Origin of the sequence: Merdimmobilis hominis, from assembly GCF_016901855.1 — a bacterium.
Lineage (GTDB): Bacteria > Bacillota > Clostridia > Oscillospirales > Ruminococcaceae > Paludihabitans.
Window position 1 is genome coordinate 94,326 of record NZ_JACJKY010000002.1, and the last position, 18,364, is coordinate 112,689.

Consider the following 18,364-nt stretch of genomic DNA (forward strand, 5'->3'; position numbering starts at 1 on the left):
CATATTGAAAAAAAGGAGCATTTCTCATGAAACAGGAACTGCATGAACTGTACTTACAAAAAGCAAAAGAGCTCGTTTCCAAGATGACAATCGAGGAAAAAACCTCTCAGCTCTGCTCGGAAGCACCGGCAATCGAGCGGCTGGGCATTCCGGCATATCACTGGTGGAACGAAGGTCTGCACGGCGTGGCACGTGCCGGCATCGCAACCATTTTCCCGCAGTCGATCGCACTCGCCGCAACCTTTTCGCGCGAGGCACTGCGTGACTGCGGCCGCATCACCGCACTCGAGGGCCGCATCAAATACAATGCCGCAGCTGCAAAAGGCGACCGCTCCATTTACAAAGGTCTGACCTTCTGGAGCCCGAACATCAACATCTACCGCGATCCGCGCTGGGGCAGAGGACAGGAAACCTACGGCGAAGATCCGGTACTCACCAGTGTGTGCGGCGAGGAATACATTAAATCGCTGCAGGAGGGCGATGACGACCGCTATCTGCATGCGGCAGCTTGTGCAAAACACTTTGCTGTACACAGCGGACCGGAGGGCGGCCGCCACGGATTCGACAGTGTTGTCAATGACTTTGATTTAAACGACACCTATCTCCCGGCATTCAAATGGTGCGTCGAGGAAGCCGACGTCCAGTCGGTCATGGGTGCATATAACATGATCAACGGCATTCCGTCGTGCGCACACCCGATGATTGAAGAAAAACTCCGCAAAGAATGGGGATTCACCGGCTATTTCGTTTCCGACTGCGGTGCACTGGCTGACATGCACATGTTCTGCCTCGTGACCCACACGGCAATCGAGTCGGCGGCACTTGCATTAAAAGCCGGCTGTGACTTAAACTGCGGACAGGTTTACCTGCACGTATTGCAGGCATACAACGAAGGGCGCGTCACAGAAGAGGACATCGACCGCGCAGTCACCTGTTTGATGGCAATCCGCTATAAACTCGGCATGTTCGATCCGGAGTGCAGCTACAACAAAGAAACCGATTACTCGCTCGTCGAATGCGACGCACACCGCAAACTCTCCTACGAAGCAGCAGTCCGCAGCGCCGTTCTGCTCAAAAACGACGGTGTTCTGCCGCTCGATAAAAATACACTCAAAACCGTTGCAGTCATCGGCCCGAATGCAATCAGCACGAAAGTCCTCGAAGGCAACTACAACGGCCGTTCCGGCGACTACCGCACCGTGCTTGACGGCGTAAAACGTGTCTGCGGCGATGACGTACGCGTGCTGTATGCGGCAGGCTGTCCGCTGTGTGCACTGACCGACGAGAGCTGTGCCGGTCCGCGCGATAACTTCGCAGAGGCGCTCACTGTTGCAGAAGCGGCAGACGCAGTCATTCTGTGCATGGGTCTTGACCCGTCGATTGAAGGCGAAGAGGGCGACGCAAACAACGAATACGGCGCAGGCGACAAATCGGGCGCATTCCCGGGACTTCAGCCGGAACTCATGGAGAAAATCGCCGCACTCGGCAAACCGACGGTTCTTGTGCCGTTTGCAGGCGGTGCGCTTGACTTAAACCGCGCAAGCGAAATCATGAATGCGATTCTGTTTGCATGGTATCCGGGCGTTATGGGCGGCGACGCAATCGCTGATCTTTTATTCGGCGTGCGCAACCCGAGCGGCAAAACACCGGTCACATTCTACCGTTCGCTCGACGAACTGCCGGCATTCACCGATTACTCGATGGAGGGCCGCACCTACCGCTATATGAAGAATGACGCGCTCTATCCGTTCGGCTTCGGTCTTTCCTACACGACATTCTCGTTTGGTGCACCGCGTGTGACTGCAAACGACGAACCGGGCCGCTATACGCTCGAAGTCGATGTGACAAACACCGGCGACAAAGCAGGCGAAACGGTTGTCGAAATCTATGCGACATACGGCAAAGAGCGTTACATCACGCCAAACTGCAAGCTGTGCGCATTTGACCGCGTTGCTTTGGAGGCAGGCGAAACAAAAACCGTCACGCTCGAGGTCGAGCCGACGTTTATTCTGCTCACCGACAAAGACGGCAGCCGCTATCTGCCTGAGCACATCACCTTCCACGCGCTGCCATACGCAAACGCATCGTTTGGCATGTAATTTTTTGATTGCACTTTATACAAAAAACGCCCGGATGGAGCAGGAAAACGGCTTCATTCGGGCGTTTTTCGCGTGATCGAATTGACAGTACGGTCAAAAAAGAATATAATAAATAAAATCAGATTGTGTGTCGTTAGAAAAAAATATTGATTGATTTCCCGAATGGAATGGAGCCTGATCTATGAATATAACGATTGTCGGAGGCGGAAACATCGGAACTGCAATGGCGGTGCAAATGGCCAAAAACGGTGCAGCTGTCACAATCATGACATCCAAACCATCCAAATTTCAACCCACACTGGTCATGACGGATCTCGATACAGACATCCAAACAGCGGTTTCCGGCGTCCGCATCACAGATGACCCGAAAATCGCAGCAGATGCACAGATTGTCTTTTTCACCGTTCCATCTTCTGTTTTCCCGCAAAGCTTTGCACAAATTGCGCCGTATCTCAAAAAGGAAACGGCAGTCGGCGTTGTCCCGGGGACAGGGGGAGCGGAATTTTTTTGCCGTTCTTTTATCGAAGCAGGCGGCACGTTCTTTGGGTTTGAACGTGTGCCGTTTATCAGCCGGCTGATTGAATACGGCGCGCATGTACGTGCACAGAAAAAAGCATCCGTGCGCATTGCCGCATTTCCTGCAAGCCGGGCGTCATCACTGTGCGCGGTTATCAAAGAGCTGCTGTCGATTGACTGCACCGTGATGAAAAATTATCTCTCAATCACCTTCACGCCGTCAAATCCGATTCTTCACACCTCAAGGCTGTATGCGATGTATGCAAACCGTCCGATTGATGCGCTGTATGACCATAACATCCTGTTTTATGAAGAATGGGACGACGCTTCGTCCGAATTGCTGTTTGCATGCGACAGTGAACTGCAATCGATCTGCCGTGCGCTCTCCGATTTTGATTTAAGCGGTGTCATTCCGCTTCCTGTTCACTATGAATCAAAAACGCCGGCGCTTCTCACACAAAAAATCCGCAGCATCCGTTCATTCCGCGGCATCGGATCGCCGATGAAGCCCGCAGACGGCGGCTATAGGGTGGATCTTTCGTCGCGCTATTTTACAGAGGATTTTCCGTTTGGCCTTTGCATTCTGCGCGGCTTCGGTGAAATTGCCGGCGTCAAAACGCCGCATATGGATAAAATCCTCTCATGGTATGAATCAATCGCCGGTGTGCATTATTTAAAAGACGGCATACTGTGCGGCGTAGACTGCAAACAAACTGCAATTCCCCAGCGGTTTTCTCTTGTGAGCGCAGATGATTTATATGCATTTTATCAGACCAGTATCGTATGAAGAAAGGGTGACGAATCAATGCAAGCGATTATTTTGGCTGCCGGAATGGGCAAACGATTAAAAGAACTGACAAACAACGCAACCAAATGTATGGTAAAAGTAAACGGCGTTACAATGATTGAGCGGATGCTCACATCGCTTGACCGCCTCAGTTTAAACCGCATTATTCTCGTCGTCGGCTATGAGGGCGAAAAGCTCAAAGAATATATAAAAACCCTTTCGGTCAAAACACCGATCGAATTTGTCGAAAACAAGATCTACAACAAGACAAACAACATCTACTCGCTGTATCTCGCAAAAGACCATCTCTTAAACGAGGATACACTCCTGCTCGAATCCGATCTTGTCTTTGAGGATGCGGTGCTTGACCGCATTGTAAACGACCCGCAGCCGTCTTTGGCACTCGTTGCAAAATTTGAAAGCTGGATGGACGGCACAGTCGTCGAGCTCGACGATGAGGACAACATCGTCCGCTTCCGTTCGAAAAACGAATTCCGCTTTGAGGACATCAAAAACTACTATAAAACGGTCAATATCTATAAATTCTCAAAAGAGTTTTCGCGTTCGCACTATGTGCCGTTTTTGGAGGCATACTGCAAAGCGCTCGGCAACAACGAATATTACGAACAGGTATTAAAAGTCATTACCCTGCTCGACAAACCGGACATCAAAGCAATCCGCCTGCACGACGAAGCATGGTACGAAATCGACGACGTTCAGGATTTAGACATTGCAGAGTCGATCTTCACAAACGATAAAGACCGCCTCAAAAAACTTCAGAGCCGGTTCGGCGGCTATTGGCGTTATCCGCATCTGATTGATTTTTGCTATCTCGTCAATCCGTTTTATCCGTGCCAGAAGCTGATGGACGAAATCAAAGCGAATTTCGAAGTGCTTATTGCCAACTATCCGTCGGGCATGCGCGTCAACAGCCTGCTTGCCGCAAAACTGTTCGGTCTGCGGGCTTCGCATGTCGTTGTCGGAAACGGTGCGGCAGAGCTCATTAAATCGCTCATGACCAAGCTGTCCGGAAAAATCGGCGTGATTTTCCCGACCTTTGAGGAATATCCAAACCGCAGAGCGGGCGAGGAGATTGTCCCGTTTATGCCGCAAAACAGCGATTTTTCGTATACGGCGGATGATCTGATCGCGTTTTACACCGCGCACCCGGTCAGCGTTTTGACACTCATCAACCCGGACAACCCGTCGGGCAACTATATTAAAAAAGCCGATGTCCTGCGCCTCGCAAAATGGGCGGAGGAAACCGGCACACGCCTCATCGTGGACGAGTCGTTCGTCGATTTCTGTGATAAAGAGGAGTCCCCGTCGCTCTTATCGACCGAGCTTCTTCTCTCGTATCCGCAGCTGATTGTCGTCAAAAGTATCTCGAAATCGTACGGTGTGCCGGGCGTGCGGCTTGGCATTTTAGCAAGCGCCGACGAATCGCTCATTTCGTTTATCAAACAGGATGTGGCGATCTGGAACATCAACTCGTTCGGCGAATTTTATATGCAGATTGCGGAAAAATATCAATCAGACTATCAAGCTGCACTGCGCCGGTTCTATGACGTGCGCCGTGACTATGTATCCGCACTGCGCGAAATCAAAGGCTTGCGCGTCATCGATTCGCAGGCAAACTATCTGATGTGCGAGATTCTGCCGCCGCACACCGCCGCAGAAGTCACCGAGCATCTGCTGTGTGCGCACAACATCCTCATCAAAGACTTGAGCACAAAACGCGGCTTTGACGGCGGACAGTATATCCGCATTGCCGTCAAACGTCCCGAAGAAAATGATGTGCTCGTCCGCGCACTCAAACAGCTGTTAAGTGAGTAACTGCTGCTCGTTCGTTTTGTTATTTGTTTCGTTTTATCTATTTAAAGAGGTGCCTATTATTTGAATAAAAACAGCAAGATTTTTTCCGTTTGTTCCCATATCTTCGGCACAGAAGGTTTCGTGTGCGCACTGACCGCTGTGATGATTGCACAGTATCTGATCATCTTCCCGCCGGCGCTTTGCTCCGTTTTGAATCTCATCCTCTATGCATGGGGCGCGCCGCTGATGGCAGTACATCTTGTACGGCAAAAATCATTTTCGAAGAAAAGCAACCGGCTGTGGCTGCTTTTCTATCTCATCGTGTCGTTTTTTGCTGTTTCCGTGGTGAGCATTCTGATTCATGTCCCGCAAAACATCGTGAGCAATCTTTCCGCGTGGTATTCGTGCGGCCTGCAGGTCTTTTTCTGCTGTTATGTCATTGCTTCTTCCAAAAAAGAACAGGCCAGACGGCTGTTTTCACTCATCATTTTCACAACCGTGCTTGTAACCCTCGCGGTTGCCGCCGCATGCCTTGTCATGCAGTTTTTGAATATCTACCCGCTCAAAGCAACGACTTCGCGTTTTACGGGACTGTTTTATAACCCGAACAACTGCTTTATCTGCGCGATGTCCATTCTGCTGAGCTTTTTATACTGGATGCTTTTTCATAAATTCCGCGCGCTCATGATCGTAAATATGCTGCTGCAAGCATCGCTCATTGGCTTGTCCGGTTCACGGTCGCTTCTCGTGATGATGGGGGTATTCATCGCGCTGATGCCGTGCATCTATGCGGCGCGCCGGTATTCAAAAAATCTCAAAAAGGCGATTGGCTGCGCGGCGCTCATCATGGTTTCGGGCGTGCTTGTTTTTCAGGCGATGTCCTATGCCGGACAAGCGCTTCCGCAGATTGGCCACACCATTGAGACGACTGTTTCGTCGTGGTTTTCGTCCGAAGAAGGAGGCAGCTCATCCTCAAACGGAAGCACCCAGACACCGCCTGACACAAACCGCACCGAAGAAAACGCGGAAGCATCCGATTCATTCCGTATGCTGCTGCTCACTTCCGGGCTCAAAACGTTCGCACGGCATCCGCTGTTCGGCGTAGGACCGCGCAATATTGCACAGGCAGTGCGCGAAACCGTACCCGATGCCAATTTAAACGGCATTGACGGCGGCGGTGTGCACAACAGCTACTTGCAGCTGCTCATCAGCATCGGTATTTTCGGATTTTTGATTTTTATTCTGATTCTTGTGTATTGTTTCACTGCTTTCACAAAAGCGATGCGTGCGCAGCAGGAAAAAGAGGGCACAATCTGCTTTGAACTGCTGTTTTTGCTCGCGGCAATCCTTTGCATCGGTGTATACGGCACGTTTGAATCGACACTGTTTTTCGCAAACACGCCCGCCGCTGTCACATTCTTCGCTGTGACGGGATTTTTCCTGCACACCTGTTTTTGCCGCACTTCACCCGCTGTTTTTGCACGCAGACTGCATGAAAAAAAGGAGGCGCGCTGATGCTTTTTTCGATCATCGTTCCGGTTTATGGGGTGGAAGCATATCTTGCACAGACGGTTCATTCTGTGCGCTCCCAGGATTTTCACGACTGGGAACTTATCCTGGTGGATGACGGCGCAAAAGACCGTTCCGGTCAAATCGCCGACGAATGTGCCGCACAGGACGACCGCATCCGTGTGATTCACAAGCAAAACGGCGGCGTTTCCTCGGCGCGCAACGCAGGACTATTCGCCGCAAAAGGCGAATATATCGTCTGGCTCGACGGCGACGACCTGCTTTTTAAAAACAGCCTCTCGCGCCTTGCACAGTATCTTGAAAAAAATCCGCACGCCGATATCATCCTGCAAAACTATCAGACGTATCAAAACAACACGATACAGCCGGGAAGCGACTATTCGTTCGATGCCTCAAAACTGACCGATGCAGATCACACGCTTTCGTATCTGTTTGGCACCTGGCCCGATTTCCCGTGGGCAATCTGGGCGAATGTCTACCGCAGAGAGATGCTCATCACACATAATCTGCTGTTTGACGAGACGATGAGCATGAACGAGGACGGCAACTGGCTGTTGGATGCGTTTTTGCATGCGCGCACATTCGGCGCCGCAGACAATACGATGTATCTCTACCGCATCGATGTGTCCGGTTCGCTCGTTCACCAAAAAGCAAATCTCTCGCACTATGAGAGCAGTTACAAGATGTATACCCGCTGGTTTTCGTTTTTTGCGTCCGCCGACGGTCTGCCGCTTTCGTCGCCGGTGATGACCGGCCGGCTTGCACGCGGCTATGTCAATATTGCAACTTCCATTTACGACATGGACAAATGCGACCGCAAAAAAGCCATCGAGCTGTTTGCCGCACACAAAGATATCTGCGCCCATTCCGCACAGCGCACACACCGGCCGTTTCTGCCGATTCTGCGCTTTTTGGGCGTACGGTGCTATCTGCGCGCCATCTGCATGGCATTCCATCTGAAAAAGAAACTGCATTGATTCAGAAAGGAAACGTATGAACGAAATCAAAAAAATCGCGAAATCGACGGTCATCTATCTGTTCGGCAGTGTCGGCACAAAAATCATCACGTTTTTCCTTCTGCCGATTCTCACATCAAACATTCCCGAAGCCGATTTCGGTATTTATAACACCAGCTGTTCGTATGCCACGCTCATTTCCTCTGTCCTGTTTTTGGACGTTTGGGCGGGCATCATGCGCTTTATGTTCGATTACAAATCGAAAAAGGAACAGTATCAGGTCATTTACAGCGGCATCGTGCTGTTTGTTTCTTCTCTGGCACTGTATATCGGCGCGTTTTTCATCTTTAACGCGTTTTCTCCGATGACATATCCATGGCTTGTGCTGTTATACGGCGCGTCGCTGTGCTTCCAGAATCTCTACAGCTATATTTCCCGCGCGCTCGGAAACAATTCGCTGTTTGCCGTATCCGGCATTGTATCAACGCTTGTGAATGCCGGTGTGACATTTGTGCTCGTACTGCTGTTAAACTTCGATTACAGCGCGCTGTACATCGCATATGTGCTGGGTATTTTCGCTCAGTGCATCATTCTCGAAGCAAAGGTCCGCCTGTTTGCAAACTTTAAATCCGCCGGCATCAAAAAAGAACTGGTTCGTCAGATTCTGCGGTTTTCTCTGCCGCTGTGCATCAACTCCGCGTGCTACTGGATGCTAAACGGCTTCAACACGATTTTCGTCTTTGCACAGCTTGGCAGTGAACAGACCGGCTACTATGGCATGGCGGGCAAATTCGCCGTCATGATCAGCCTTGTCACCTCGTGTTTTTCGATGGCATGGCAGGAGCTTGCATTCAACAAATCCGACCAAAGCAAGGAAACCTGTGCGTTTTACTCGACGGCTGTACAGCTTTACGCAAAAGCGCTGTTTTGCGGCTATCTGCTCTTGATGCCGTTTATTTCGATCATTTTCCCGTTTTTTATCCGCGGCACATACGGTCCGGTCAAGGCCATCATTCCGCTTTATATGCTCGCGACGATTGTGAGCATCATGAGCACGTTTTTGGGCAATATTTTAACCGCCTACAAACGAAATCAGACGATTTTTGTCTCCACACTGTGCGCCTGCACCGTAAACGTCGTGATCGCCGTTTTGCTCATTGACCTGATCGGCGTGCAGGCGGCTTCACTTGCAATGCTGTGCGGCTATTTTGTCTGCGATTTTGTCCGGATTCTGTTTATCAAACAGTCGATTCCGCTGCGGTTCGGCTGGAAGTCACTGCTGTATATGATTCCGCTGTGCGTGCTGTTCTCCGTGGTCTATTTGTACAGCAGCATCTGGCTCGACATTCTCATGTTCGTAATCGCTGCGGCAATTACGCTGTTTTTGTTTAAAGACTACGTCCGCATTGCATATGCAAAGCTTCTATCCATGATGAAAAGACGTCATAACCGGTCAGAATAGGGGAGTTTTACCATGAATCAGGCACTTACATTGGATGAATTAAAGCAGATCGAGCTTGATATCCTCAAGCAGTTTCACACGTTCTGCGAAGCACACAACCTGCGCTACACGCTGACCTACGGCACGCTGCTGGGTGCTGTTCGTCACAAGGGATTTATTCCGTGGGACGATGACATCGACGTCATGATGCCGCGTCCTGACTATGAGAAATTTGTATCGCTGACGTTAAACGGATTCGGCGATCATGTTAAAACCGTCTGCCACCAAAACGACGCAAAATATCCGTATCCGTTTGCAAAAGTGATTGACACAAACACCCGTCTGGTTGAAACACTCGTGGCACCGGGCAGTTCGCTCGGCGTCTATATCGACATTTTCCCGATTGACGGCACACTCGATCCGAACGATCCGGCATATGCATCGTATGAAAAACAGATTAACCGCAACTGGATGCTTGTTCAGATGGCATCGATGAAGCTTACAAAAGGCAAGAGCCTTGCACGCACAATCGTAAAATATCTGACTGTCCCGTTTGCACGGCTCATTGGCCCGCGCTATTTTGTCAAAAAGCAGACCAAACTGCTTTCGTCCTATCCGTATGACACCTCAAAGCTCGTTCATTTGTCGGCGATTGCAGGGCTCAACTGCACCGCAATGCCGCATGAGGTCTATGAAGAACGAATCCTTGCACCGTTTGAGTCGGAGATGGTTTATATTCCTGCGCAGTACGACTTGTTCCTGCGCACCGTTTACGGCGACTATATGACACCGCCGCCCAAAGAAAAACAGGTGACACAGCATACCTTCACGGCATATCGAATCAAATAAACAGCAAAACACCGGCGCGGGAATATCCGCGCCGGTGTTTTTACTGCACAGTTTTGATTGCATACGAAATAATGCGGCTGTTTTTTGATGTGACCCGCCGCGCAACCGTCACGCCGAACGATTCAGCCGCTTGCATCACTGCCTGATCTAACAGGGAAAGGGTGTTCTCGTTGACGCCCTTGCTAAACAAAATCTCCGCCGCACCGTTTCCGTGCGCTGATGACTGTGTGAGTGCCGTTCGTGCCGTCTGTGCAAACGTATCCGGATCGCCCGCATGCACCATGCCGGGATACGATTCTGTGTCGGCTGCCGGATAGGGAATGCCAGTATCAGAAAGCGTGTGTGTGCGCGAGATGTCGCGGTCATTGAGCCAAAAATATGCATAGGAGCCAAACGATGTCCCGTCCGTACACACGATATCGTCAAATGTGGGATCTACGTGCGCCCATGTACCGTTTTCGTCCTGCACCATCAGCCATGCATGCGGGCCGTCCGCATCGCCGGTGACATAGTAAGCCGAAATGCCCGCACGCATCAGCAGATACTGAAGCGCACGCGCATAACCCTCGCAGTTCGCACGGCCTGTCATCAGCGCATCAAAAAGCGGCATATCCGACCCGCCCGTTTCATAACACACCGACGCAATCAGCCGGTCATGAAGCAGCCGCGTGCGTTCCACCACCGGCAGCGATGCACTCACCGACGAGATGATCTCGTCGGCGCGCTGTTTTAGCTGCTGTGCTGTGTGCTCGGCCTGTGCCTGCTCCATCCGATATGAAAAAAAGACGCGCACCGTTTTGCCCTGCGCTTCATAGTGGTAATCAGGCGACAGCCAGAATAAATCGGCACGGCATCGAAGGAGATCAGAAAATATGTCCGATACTTCCGCAGGCGTCGTTTCCGTGAGTACAACAGACGGCGCAAACGACTCCGCCGCATGTAACAAACCCCGACTGTTTCGTTTCAAACAGTCGGGGTTTTTTTCGTCCTTTATTTGAGTCGTTCCCGCACATCCTGTCAGCAAAGCGGCAGTCAGTAAACAGACAAGCCGCAAACACAGTCTGCGCATCATTCTCTTTCCTCGTGAATCGAGCGGATGTTCACATAGCGCGGGATACCGGTTTCATCACAGATCGGTGTCACATTGCCTTTGATGAGCGGCAAAAGATACGTGCAGATCTGCTGTTTGACCGATTCGTCGTACAGATTAAACCACTTCTCCGGCACTTTCTTTTCAAGGTTTGCAACCTGTGCAACATCGACTGCATCCATTTCAATCGTATACGGTGCATCGCTTGTACGGCGGTAGACCATCATAATGCCGGTTTTTCCGTCCTCTGCTGCTTTGACAGCCGCTTTGCCGATCGAAACCGCCTCGTCGAGGTCTGTTTTCGACGCCAAATGCGATGCGCACCGCTGAAGCACATTCAGCTCAATCGAACGCACTTTGCAGCCGATTTCACGCGAAACGAGCATCTCCAAATATTTGCCGACACCGCTTAAATATACATGGCCGAATGTGTCGACGGCGCCGCTCTTTGTTTCCATGCCGACATAGCTGCCGTCTTTTGTACGTATACCCTCACTGACTGCACAGATGACTGTGTGGCGCGTTTTTAATTCCTCGCGGATGGTGTCAAGGAACGCACACTCATCAAACGGGGTCTCCGGAATGGACACAATCTGCGGATACACGCCGCCCAAAAACATCGGAAGTCCGCCTGCAAGCGTAAGCCAGCCGCTGTTTCTGCCCATGATCTCGACGATCACGACGTTTTTCACCGGATAGATCTCGCTGTCGCGAATGATCTCGTGCATTGTGTGGTACAGATATTTCGCACTGCTGCCAAAGCCCGGTGTGTGGTCTGTGACAGGCAGGTCATTGTCGATTGTTTTCGGCACGCCGACCACCTGAATCGGAGAGCCTTTTTCTTTTAAATACCGGCTGAGTTTTAATACCGTATCCATCGAATCGTTGCCGCCGATATAGAAAAACACGCCGATTTCATAGCGGCAGAGCACTTCTTCCACTTTCGGAAAATCATCGGGGGTAAGCTTTTTGCGGCAGGAACCGAGCGCCATCGCAGGGGTCTGAACCAGCAAGGAAAGCTGTTCGTCTGTGGAAAACGGGGAAAGGTCGATAATTTCACCGGCGAGCACGCCCTCAACGCCGTGCAGCGCGCCGTATACCTTGTCGTAATGCGATGACTCCACTGCGGCTTTTATCACACCTGCCATCGACGCATTGATCGCAGCACTCGGGCCGCCGGACAATCCAATCAGAATATGTTGTTTCATAATTCCTCCACGCAATGTATTCGTTTCATTGTATCCGTTACTACTCTTCAGTATACTTATTTTTAACAAGTTGCGCAAGGAATTGACGGAATGTCGAATCAAAAATCATGACATTCCCTATATTTTTTCAAATAAATTGCTGCCGTGCTCAGACACGCGCCAGATTATCATAAAACTGCACATACATCACAACGAGCGAAAGCCACGCCAGCACGCGGAAAAAAATCGTCCAGCTTTCGCTTAAATAACGATCCGGCTTGCCGCGTTTACGCAGAATCACCCGATACACCCGGTCATACGGGAAGAAAAACAGCACTCCGCACGGAATGAAAAACGGCAAAAGAATCAGCAGTCGGTTCAGATTTCCGTGTGCCGCAAGACACGCCGGAATCATGCATGCGCCAAGCGAAAGATAAATGACAATAAACAAAATCATATGAATCAGATTTTTCCGCTGTGTTTTTTTCGCCACCGCCTCCACACTCTGTTTGACATATGAGCTGTCGCCGGTCATTTCCACCGCACCGATATACGACTGACACTCCGCACACGTTACACGCTCGTTTTTATTCACCGTGCCGCATTTCGGACAAACACGCATAAAGCATCCCTCTCTTTTTTCCTCTTTTTTAAAGTATAACGTGTTTTTCTGCCGTTTACAAGTGTGTTTTTTCTGCCGGCTTGCTCACCAAAAAAATGTTTTGTTTTTTTCTCAAAATGTTCTTTACAAATTGGATTTTCTGTGCTATTCTAAACGCGTGATGTAACGGATTACATGAACGCTTTGGGAGGTGAGGATCATCGCAACGATCAAAGATGTGGCAAAGCTTGCAGGCGTATCGGTGGCAACCGTTTCACGCGTGTTGAACAAAGAGGCAAACGTGCTTCCGCAGACAAAGCTTCGCGTGCAGGACGCCATCGCAAAGCTTCACTATTCGCCGAATCTCTTAGGACGGAATCTGCGGCAGGGCGCAACGAAAAAAATCCTTGTGCTTTTAAACACGATTTCAAACCCGTTTTACTCGCAGGTTGTGCGCGGCATTGAGGAATGCGCCGCAAAGGAGCATTACAGCGTGATGCTCTGCATGACACACGGTGATCCCGTACTCGAACAGCAGTCAATCACGCTGCTGCAGACGAAGCTTGTCGACGGTGCGGTGTTTTTATCGGCGGAGCAGGAGGGCACAGCGCTCACCGAAGCATGCCGCGGGATTCCTGTGGTACAGGCGTGCGAGCCGCGGGACGGCTTTTTAGCGGCGTCGGTTTCGATCGACAATAAAAAGGCCGCCTATGACGCAATTTCGTACCTCATTCAAAACGGGCACAAGCAGATTGCGTTTTTCGGTGCGAGCGACACGCTTTCGTCGTCGATCTGCCGCAAGGACGGCTATCTGCAAGCGCTTTCCGATTACGAACTCACACCGAATCCCGACTGGATCATCGAAGAGGGCTTTTCAATCAACGCAGGCGTGCGCGCAGCAAAGCGGCTTATATCCTGCAAAGAACTGCCTGACGCGGTGTTCTGCATTTCCGATTCGTGCGCAATCGGTGCGATCCGCACACTCGTCGAAGCAGGGATTTCCGTTCCCGGCGATATTTCCGTCATGGGATTCGACAACGCCGAAATTTCAAAGGCGTTTCTGCCCGCTGTGACAACGGTGCAGCAGCCGCGCTATGAAATCGGTTACAAAGCGGCATCGCTTCTGCTTGACGCGATGCGCGGCGAAGAAAACCGTGCGGTGAAAATCACACTGCCGCACGAGATCATCGAGCGAAACTCGGTGGAAAAGCATACTTAAACCAAACGTCCATTAAACGCCGGAACATTTCCGGCTCGTCTATAAAAAAGGAGAGGTTTTTATCATGGAAAAAGTCAGAATTGGTATCATCGGCTGCGGCGGCATTGCAAACGGCAAACATCTGCCGGCGCTCAAAAAAGTCAAAGAGGCAGAACTTGTTGCATTCTGCGACATCATTGAAGAACGCGCAGTGAAAGCCGCAAAAGAATACGGTGTTGAAGGCGCAGCAGTCTACACCGACTACAAAGAGCTGTTAAAAGACGAAACAATCGATGCAGTTCACGTGCTGACACCGAACCGTTCGCACAGCTTTATCTCGATCGACGCAATGCGTGCAGACAAACACGTTATGTGCGAAAAACCGATGGCAAAAACATATGCCGAAGCAAAAGAGATGGTCAAAGTTGCAAAAGAGACCGGCAAAATCCTCACCATCGGCTATCAGAACCGTTACCGTCCGGATTCTCAGTACTTAAAACGCGCTTGTGAAAACGGCGAGCTCGGCGAGATCTACTTCGCAAAAGCACACGCAATCCGTCGCCGTGCCGTTCCGACCTGGGGCGTATTCTTAAATGAATACGAGCAGGGCGGCGGTCCGCTGATCGACATCGGCACCCACGCACTCGACTTAACCCTGTGGATGATGAACAACTACAAACCGAAAATGGTTGTCGGCACCACCTACAAAAAACTCGGTGATCAGAAAGAAGCAGGCAACGCTTGGGGCGACTGGGATCCGGAGAAATTCACCGTTGAGGATTCCGCATTCGGCTTCATTACCATGGAAGACGGTGCAACCATCATCCTCGAGTCCTCCTGGGCGCTTAATTCCCTCGACGTGGATGAGGCAAAAACATCGCTCTGCGGTACAAAAGCAGGTGCAGACATGAAAGGCGGCCTGCGCATCAACGGCGTCAAATACAACAAACAGTATGTCGAAGAGCCGAACCTGCAGTCCGGCGGCGTTGACTACTTTGACGGTGACCTGGGCGGCGAGCCGCAGGACTTCGAGTGCCGCACCTGGATCAACGCAATCACAAAAGGTACGCCGCTCACCGTTTTGCCGGAGCAGGCAGCTGTCGTCACCGAGATTCTCGAAGCAATCTACGAATCTGCAAAAACAGGCAAACCGGTTTATTTGAACAATGAAGACTGATCAAAGCCGCACTGCCCGCCCGCTGATCGTCGCGGTCGGCGGCGGGACGTGTTCGGGGAAAACGACGCTGTGCAATCGGATCGAGGAACGGTTTTCGCACCTTCATGTGCGTGTGCTCCATATGGATCACTATTTTAAGAAAAACCCGCCTAACGTTACTGCACCGTTTACGAAAAAGGTCTATCCCGAGCATAACCACCCGGATACGCTCGAACTGCCGCGGCTGTTTGCCGACTGCAAGGAAGCATTTATGAGCCCTTACGATTTGGTTTTGGTCGAGGGACTGTTTGCGCTCTATTTTCCCGAAATTTACGAACAAAGCGACTTGTCCGTCTTTGTCGATCTGCGTGCAGAGGAGCGGTTTTGCCGCCGCATCCGCCGCCATATGGCAATGGGGCAGACGTTTGACGAAATCACCGACCGATATTTGGACACCGTTTGTTTTCGCCACGACGAGCTTGTCGAACCCACCAAAAACCGCGCAGATCTCATTTTATCCGGTACATTCCGGCACCGGGGCGTCGATTGGCTGTGCGATGCCATCGCTGCCCGCCTTTCATCAAGGAAAACGAGGGAGGAACCCACATGAAACTTGGAATTATCAGCTACAGCTTTGAACGCGAAAGCTTTGAAAAAGTAAAAGCACTCGGTCTTGATTTTGTGGAATTCTGCGTCAATGCAGACGCCGACAACCGCTATGCGGAGTTTGGCGCACGCGCTGCCGAAATCAAGAAAAACCTCGATGAACTGGGTCTGTTCACCGGCTCGGTCGGCCGCTGGGCAGGCAAAAAAACTCTGCCGGACGGCAGCGTCAACGAGGCTGAACGCATTGCCGACCACACGCTCATCGAAGCGGCAGCAACACTCGGCTGCGGCGTTTATGTGCTGGGTGTCGACTATGTCGAGGAGCTTTCGCTCTATGAAAACTACACCTGTGCAATCAACTATCTTTCGGAACTGATTGAGTTTGCAAAACCGTTCGGCATTAAAATTGCAACCTGCAACTGCCACTGGGGCAACTTCATCCACTCCGATCCGGCATGGAGCGTCATTCACGGCCATCTTAAAGACCTGTGGATCAAATACGACCCGTCGCATTCGGTATATGCAAACGGCGAGAACTATCTTTCCGAGATGAAAAAATGGGGCAAACGGTTTGCACATGTGCACATCAAGGGAAGCCTCATGATCGACGGCGAGCGGTTTGACGATCCGCCGGCAGGTTTAGACGGTACAAACTGGGGTGCATTTATGGCAGTGCTCTATGCAAACGGCTATGACGGAACACTGTCCATCGAGCCGCACTCGCCGGTATGGCAGGGCGAGCTCGGCGACAAGGGTGTGGAATATACAATCAAATATATCCGCAGCCTGATGTTTTAAGAGTAAGGAGTGTTTTTCATGAAATACGGCGTACAAATGTATGCGATCCGCACACTGTGCAAAGAGGATCTTCACGCAGGCTTGCGTGCCGTTGCTGACATCGGCTATGACGGTGTGGAATTTGCAGGCTTCTTCGGCCACAGCGCAGACGACGTTGCCGCTTGGCTCAAAGAAACCGGTCTTTGCGCAATGGGCGCGCACATCCCGCTTGAAGAAATCTGCGGCGATACCGACAACATGATCGCATTCCACAAAGCAATCGGCAACCACCGTATCATCTGCCCGTGGTCGGATATCAAAACAGCGGCAGACACCCGCGCAGTTGCAAAACAACTGGCAGAAGCACTGCCGAAAATTAAAGCGGCAGGCATGGAGCTTTACTACCACAACCACAACCACGAATTCGCAAAAGACGAAGATCAGTATCTGATCGATATTCTCGCAGAAGAAGTGCCGGAGTTAAAGCTCGAATTCGACGTCTACTGGGTATACCGCGGCGGCGAAGACCCGATCAAATATCTGTCCCTCTATGAGGGCCGCACCGGCATTTTCCATGCAAAAGACGGCACAATGGAAGAGGGCACTCTTGCCGGAAAAGGCAATGTCGATTTAAAAGCAGTGTTTGACTACGCAAAAGCGCACGATTTTTCGTGGGCAGTCGTCGAAAGCGAAGCCACCGAAGAAAAAGATGAGCAGATCGAAGCCATCCGCGCAGACTTTGCATATGTAACATCCCTGTGAGGAAAAAAAGGAGCGTAACAGTATGAAACTTGGTGTATTGACCAATCTGATGGGCGACAAACCATTGGATGAAGTATTGGCATATTTAAAACCGAAGGGCATCGAGGCAGTCGAGATCGGCTGCGGCGGCTATCCGGGCAAAGCACACGCTGACCCGAAAGTGCTCTTAAACGATGAAGCAAAACTCAATGAATTCAAAGCAACAATCGAAAAATACGGCATGATCATCAGTGGTTTGTCGGCACACGGCAACCCGCTCCATCCGAACAAAGAGATCGCAAAACAGTTCGACGACGATCTGACCGACGCCATTCTGCTCGCAGAAAAACTGGGCGTCGAGGTCATCAACTGCTTCTCCGGCTGTCCGGGCGACTGCGAAACCTCGAAACATCCGAACTGGGTCGTCTGCCCGTGGCCGGAAGATTTCACCGAGGTAGTCAACTGGCAGTGGAACGAAAAACTGATCCCGTACTGGAAAGAGAAAGTTGCATTCGCAAAACAGCACGGCGTACATAAATTTGCACTCGAAATGCATCCGGGCTTCTGTGTCTACAATCCGGAGACAGCACTCCGTCTGCGTGCGGCTGTCGGCGAGGAAATCGGCGTCAACTTCGACCCGTCGCACCTCATTTGGCAGGGCATTGACCCGGCATATGCAATCCGCATTCTCGGCAAAGAGGGCGCTATTTTCCACTTCCACGCAAAAGACACGAAAGTCGATAAATATAACACGATGGCAAACGGCGTGCTCGACACGAAACACTACGGCGACGAGATCAACAGAAGCTGGATCTTCCGTTCCTGCGGCTACGGCAACGACTACGCATACTGGAAAGACATGATCTCGAACCTCGTCATGACCGGTTATGACCACGTCCTCTCGATCGAGCATGAGGATTCGCTCATGTCCGTCAACGAAGGTCTTACCAAAGCAATCGACTTTTTACAAGAAGTACTGACCCACGAAAAGCTCGGCGCAATGTGGTGGGCATAA

General features: G+C 51.0%; 16 protein-coding genes. 13 read left to right on the plus strand and 3 right to left on the minus strand.

The features are described from left to right. Positions 1-26: 26 nt before the first annotated feature. The 7 genes from H6A12_RS01795 to H6A12_RS01825 all read left to right on the plus strand — a co-directional run bounded on the left by H6A12_RS01795 (position 27) and on the right by H6A12_RS01825 (position 9,993). Entirely contained in the window at positions 27-2,099 is a 2,073-nt protein-coding gene (locus tag H6A12_RS01795) for a glycoside hydrolase family 3 C-terminal domain-containing protein (RefSeq protein ID WP_204444186.1), read from the plus strand. A gap of 181 nt (positions 2,100-2,280) precedes the next feature. Next, positions 2,281-3,402, plus strand: coding sequence for an NAD/NADP-dependent octopine/nopaline dehydrogenase family protein (locus tag H6A12_RS01800; protein WP_204444189.1), 1,122 nt, complete (start codon positions 2,281-2,283; stop codon positions 3,400-3,402). An 18-nt stretch (positions 3,403-3,420) separates the two neighbouring features. Then, positions 3,421-5,238, plus strand: coding sequence for an aminotransferase class I/II-fold pyridoxal phosphate-dependent enzyme (locus tag H6A12_RS01805; protein ID WP_204444191.1), 1,818 nt, complete (start codon positions 3,421-3,423; stop codon positions 5,236-5,238). A 60-nt stretch (positions 5,239-5,298) separates the two neighbouring features. Beyond that, positions 5,299-6,732, plus strand: a complete 1,434-nt coding sequence (locus H6A12_RS01810) for an O-antigen ligase family protein (RefSeq protein WP_204444194.1) — start codon at positions 5,299-5,301, stop codon at positions 6,730-6,732. Further along, positions 6,732-7,724 carry a glycosyltransferase family 2 protein gene (locus tag H6A12_RS01815; protein ID WP_204444196.1) on the plus strand — a complete coding sequence of 331 codons (993 nt, stop codon included), beginning with the start codon at positions 6,732-6,734 and terminating at the stop codon, positions 7,722-7,724. The genes H6A12_RS01810 and H6A12_RS01815 overlap by 1 nt, the downstream gene beginning before the upstream one ends. A gap of 16 nt (positions 7,725-7,740) precedes the next feature. Beyond that, positions 7,741-9,165, plus strand: a complete 1,425-nt coding sequence (locus H6A12_RS01820) for a lipopolysaccharide biosynthesis protein (RefSeq protein WP_204444198.1) — start codon at positions 7,741-7,743, stop codon at positions 9,163-9,165. 12 nt (positions 9,166-9,177) lie between these two features. Continuing rightward, the gene (locus H6A12_RS01825) at positions 9,178-9,993 is read left to right on the plus strand and encodes a LicD family protein (RefSeq protein WP_204444200.1); all 816 of its coding nucleotides are present in this window, start codon (positions 9,178-9,180) and stop codon (positions 9,991-9,993) included. A 40-nt stretch (positions 9,994-10,033) separates the two neighbouring features. Here H6A12_RS01825 and H6A12_RS01830 read toward each other — a convergent pair whose 3' ends face one another. From H6A12_RS01830 to H6A12_RS01840, 3 genes are all read right to left on the minus strand, one after another. Further along, the gene (locus tag H6A12_RS01830; protein ID WP_204444202.1) at positions 10,034-11,065 is read right to left on the minus strand and encodes a transglutaminase domain-containing protein; all 1,032 of its coding nucleotides are present in this window, start codon (positions 11,063-11,065) and stop codon (positions 10,034-10,036) included. Next, positions 11,062-12,291, minus strand: a complete 1,230-nt coding sequence (locus H6A12_RS01835; RefSeq protein WP_204444204.1) for a 6-phosphofructokinase — start codon at positions 12,289-12,291, stop codon at positions 11,062-11,064. Before H6A12_RS01835 ends, H6A12_RS01830 begins: the two co-directional genes overlap by 4 nt. Positions 12,292-12,439: 148 nt before the next feature. Beyond that, a complete protein-coding gene (locus H6A12_RS01840) occupies positions 12,440-12,892 on the minus strand; it encodes a hypothetical protein (protein WP_204444206.1) in 453 nt (150 codons plus the stop codon). Between the two features lie 190 nt (positions 12,893-13,082). On the opposite strand from H6A12_RS01840, the gene H6A12_RS01845 reads away from it, so the two are divergent. From H6A12_RS01845 to H6A12_RS01870, 6 genes are all read left to right on the plus strand, one after another. Next, the gene (locus H6A12_RS01845; protein WP_204444208.1) at positions 13,083-14,090 is read left to right on the plus strand and encodes a substrate-binding domain-containing protein; all 1,008 of its coding nucleotides are present in this window, start codon (positions 13,083-13,085) and stop codon (positions 14,088-14,090) included. 64 nt (positions 14,091-14,154) lie between these two features. Further along, on the plus strand, positions 14,155-15,246 hold the full coding sequence (locus H6A12_RS01850; protein ID WP_204444210.1) for a Gfo/Idh/MocA family protein: 1,092 nt from the start codon (positions 14,155-14,157) through the stop codon (positions 15,244-15,246). Then, complete coding sequence (locus tag H6A12_RS01855; protein ID WP_204444212.1) at positions 15,236-15,835, plus strand: uridine kinase family protein; 600 nt, start codon at positions 15,236-15,238, stop codon at positions 15,833-15,835. The genes H6A12_RS01850 and H6A12_RS01855 overlap by 11 nt, the downstream gene beginning before the upstream one ends. Then, positions 15,832-16,629 carry a sugar phosphate isomerase/epimerase family protein gene (locus tag H6A12_RS01860; RefSeq protein ID WP_204444214.1) on the plus strand — a complete coding sequence of 266 codons (798 nt, stop codon included), beginning with the start codon at positions 15,832-15,834 and terminating at the stop codon, positions 16,627-16,629. Before H6A12_RS01855 ends, H6A12_RS01860 begins: the two co-directional genes overlap by 4 nt. Positions 16,630-16,647: 18 nt before the next feature. Next, positions 16,648-17,370 carry a sugar phosphate isomerase/epimerase family protein gene (locus H6A12_RS01865; RefSeq protein WP_204444216.1) on the plus strand — a complete coding sequence of 241 codons (723 nt, stop codon included), beginning with the start codon at positions 16,648-16,650 and terminating at the stop codon, positions 17,368-17,370. 22 nt (positions 17,371-17,392) lie between these two features. Then, positions 17,393-18,364, plus strand: coding sequence for a sugar phosphate isomerase/epimerase family protein (locus H6A12_RS01870; protein ID WP_204444218.1), 972 nt, complete (start codon positions 17,393-17,395; stop codon positions 18,362-18,364).

Bases quoted from the DNA above. Each gene is read 5' to 3' on its own strand.
- H6A12_RS01795 (WP_204444186.1), top strand. From the start codon at position 27: ATGAAACAGGAACTGCATGAACTGTACTTACAAAAAGCAAAAGAGCTC.
- H6A12_RS01800 (WP_204444189.1), top strand. From the start codon at position 2,281: ATGAATATAACGATTGTCGGAGGCGGAAACATCGGAACTGCAATGGCG.
- H6A12_RS01805 (WP_204444191.1), top strand. From the start codon at position 3,421: ATGCAAGCGATTATTTTGGCTGCCGGAATGGGCAAACGATTAAAAGAA.
- H6A12_RS01815 (WP_204444196.1), top strand. From the start codon at position 6,732: ATGCTTTTTTCGATCATCGTTCCGGTTTATGGGGTGGAAGCATATCTT.
- H6A12_RS01820 (WP_204444198.1), top strand. From the start codon at position 7,741: ATGAACGAAATCAAAAAAATCGCGAAATCGACGGTCATCTATCTGTTC.
- H6A12_RS01825 (WP_204444200.1), top strand. From the start codon at position 9,178: ATGAATCAGGCACTTACATTGGATGAATTAAAGCAGATCGAGCTTGAT.
- H6A12_RS01830 (WP_204444202.1), bottom strand. From the start codon at position 11,065: ATGATGCGCAGACTGTGTTTGCGGCTTGTCTGTTTACTGACTGCCGCT.
- H6A12_RS01835 (WP_204444204.1), bottom strand. From the start codon at position 12,291: ATGAAACAACATATTCTGATTGGATTGTCCGGCGGCCCGAGTGCTGCG.
- H6A12_RS01840 (WP_204444206.1), bottom strand. From the start codon at position 12,892: ATGCGTGTTTGTCCGAAATGCGGCACGGTGAATAAAAACGAGCGTGTA.
- H6A12_RS01850 (WP_204444210.1), top strand. From the start codon at position 14,155: ATGGAAAAAGTCAGAATTGGTATCATCGGCTGCGGCGGCATTGCAAAC.
- H6A12_RS01855 (WP_204444212.1), top strand. From the start codon at position 15,236: ATGAAGACTGATCAAAGCCGCACTGCCCGCCCGCTGATCGTCGCGGTC.
- H6A12_RS01860 (WP_204444214.1), top strand. From the start codon at position 15,832: ATGAAACTTGGAATTATCAGCTACAGCTTTGAACGCGAAAGCTTTGAA.
- H6A12_RS01865 (WP_204444216.1), top strand. From the start codon at position 16,648: ATGAAATACGGCGTACAAATGTATGCGATCCGCACACTGTGCAAAGAG.
- H6A12_RS01870 (WP_204444218.1), top strand. From the start codon at position 17,393: ATGAAACTTGGTGTATTGACCAATCTGATGGGCGACAAACCATTGGAT.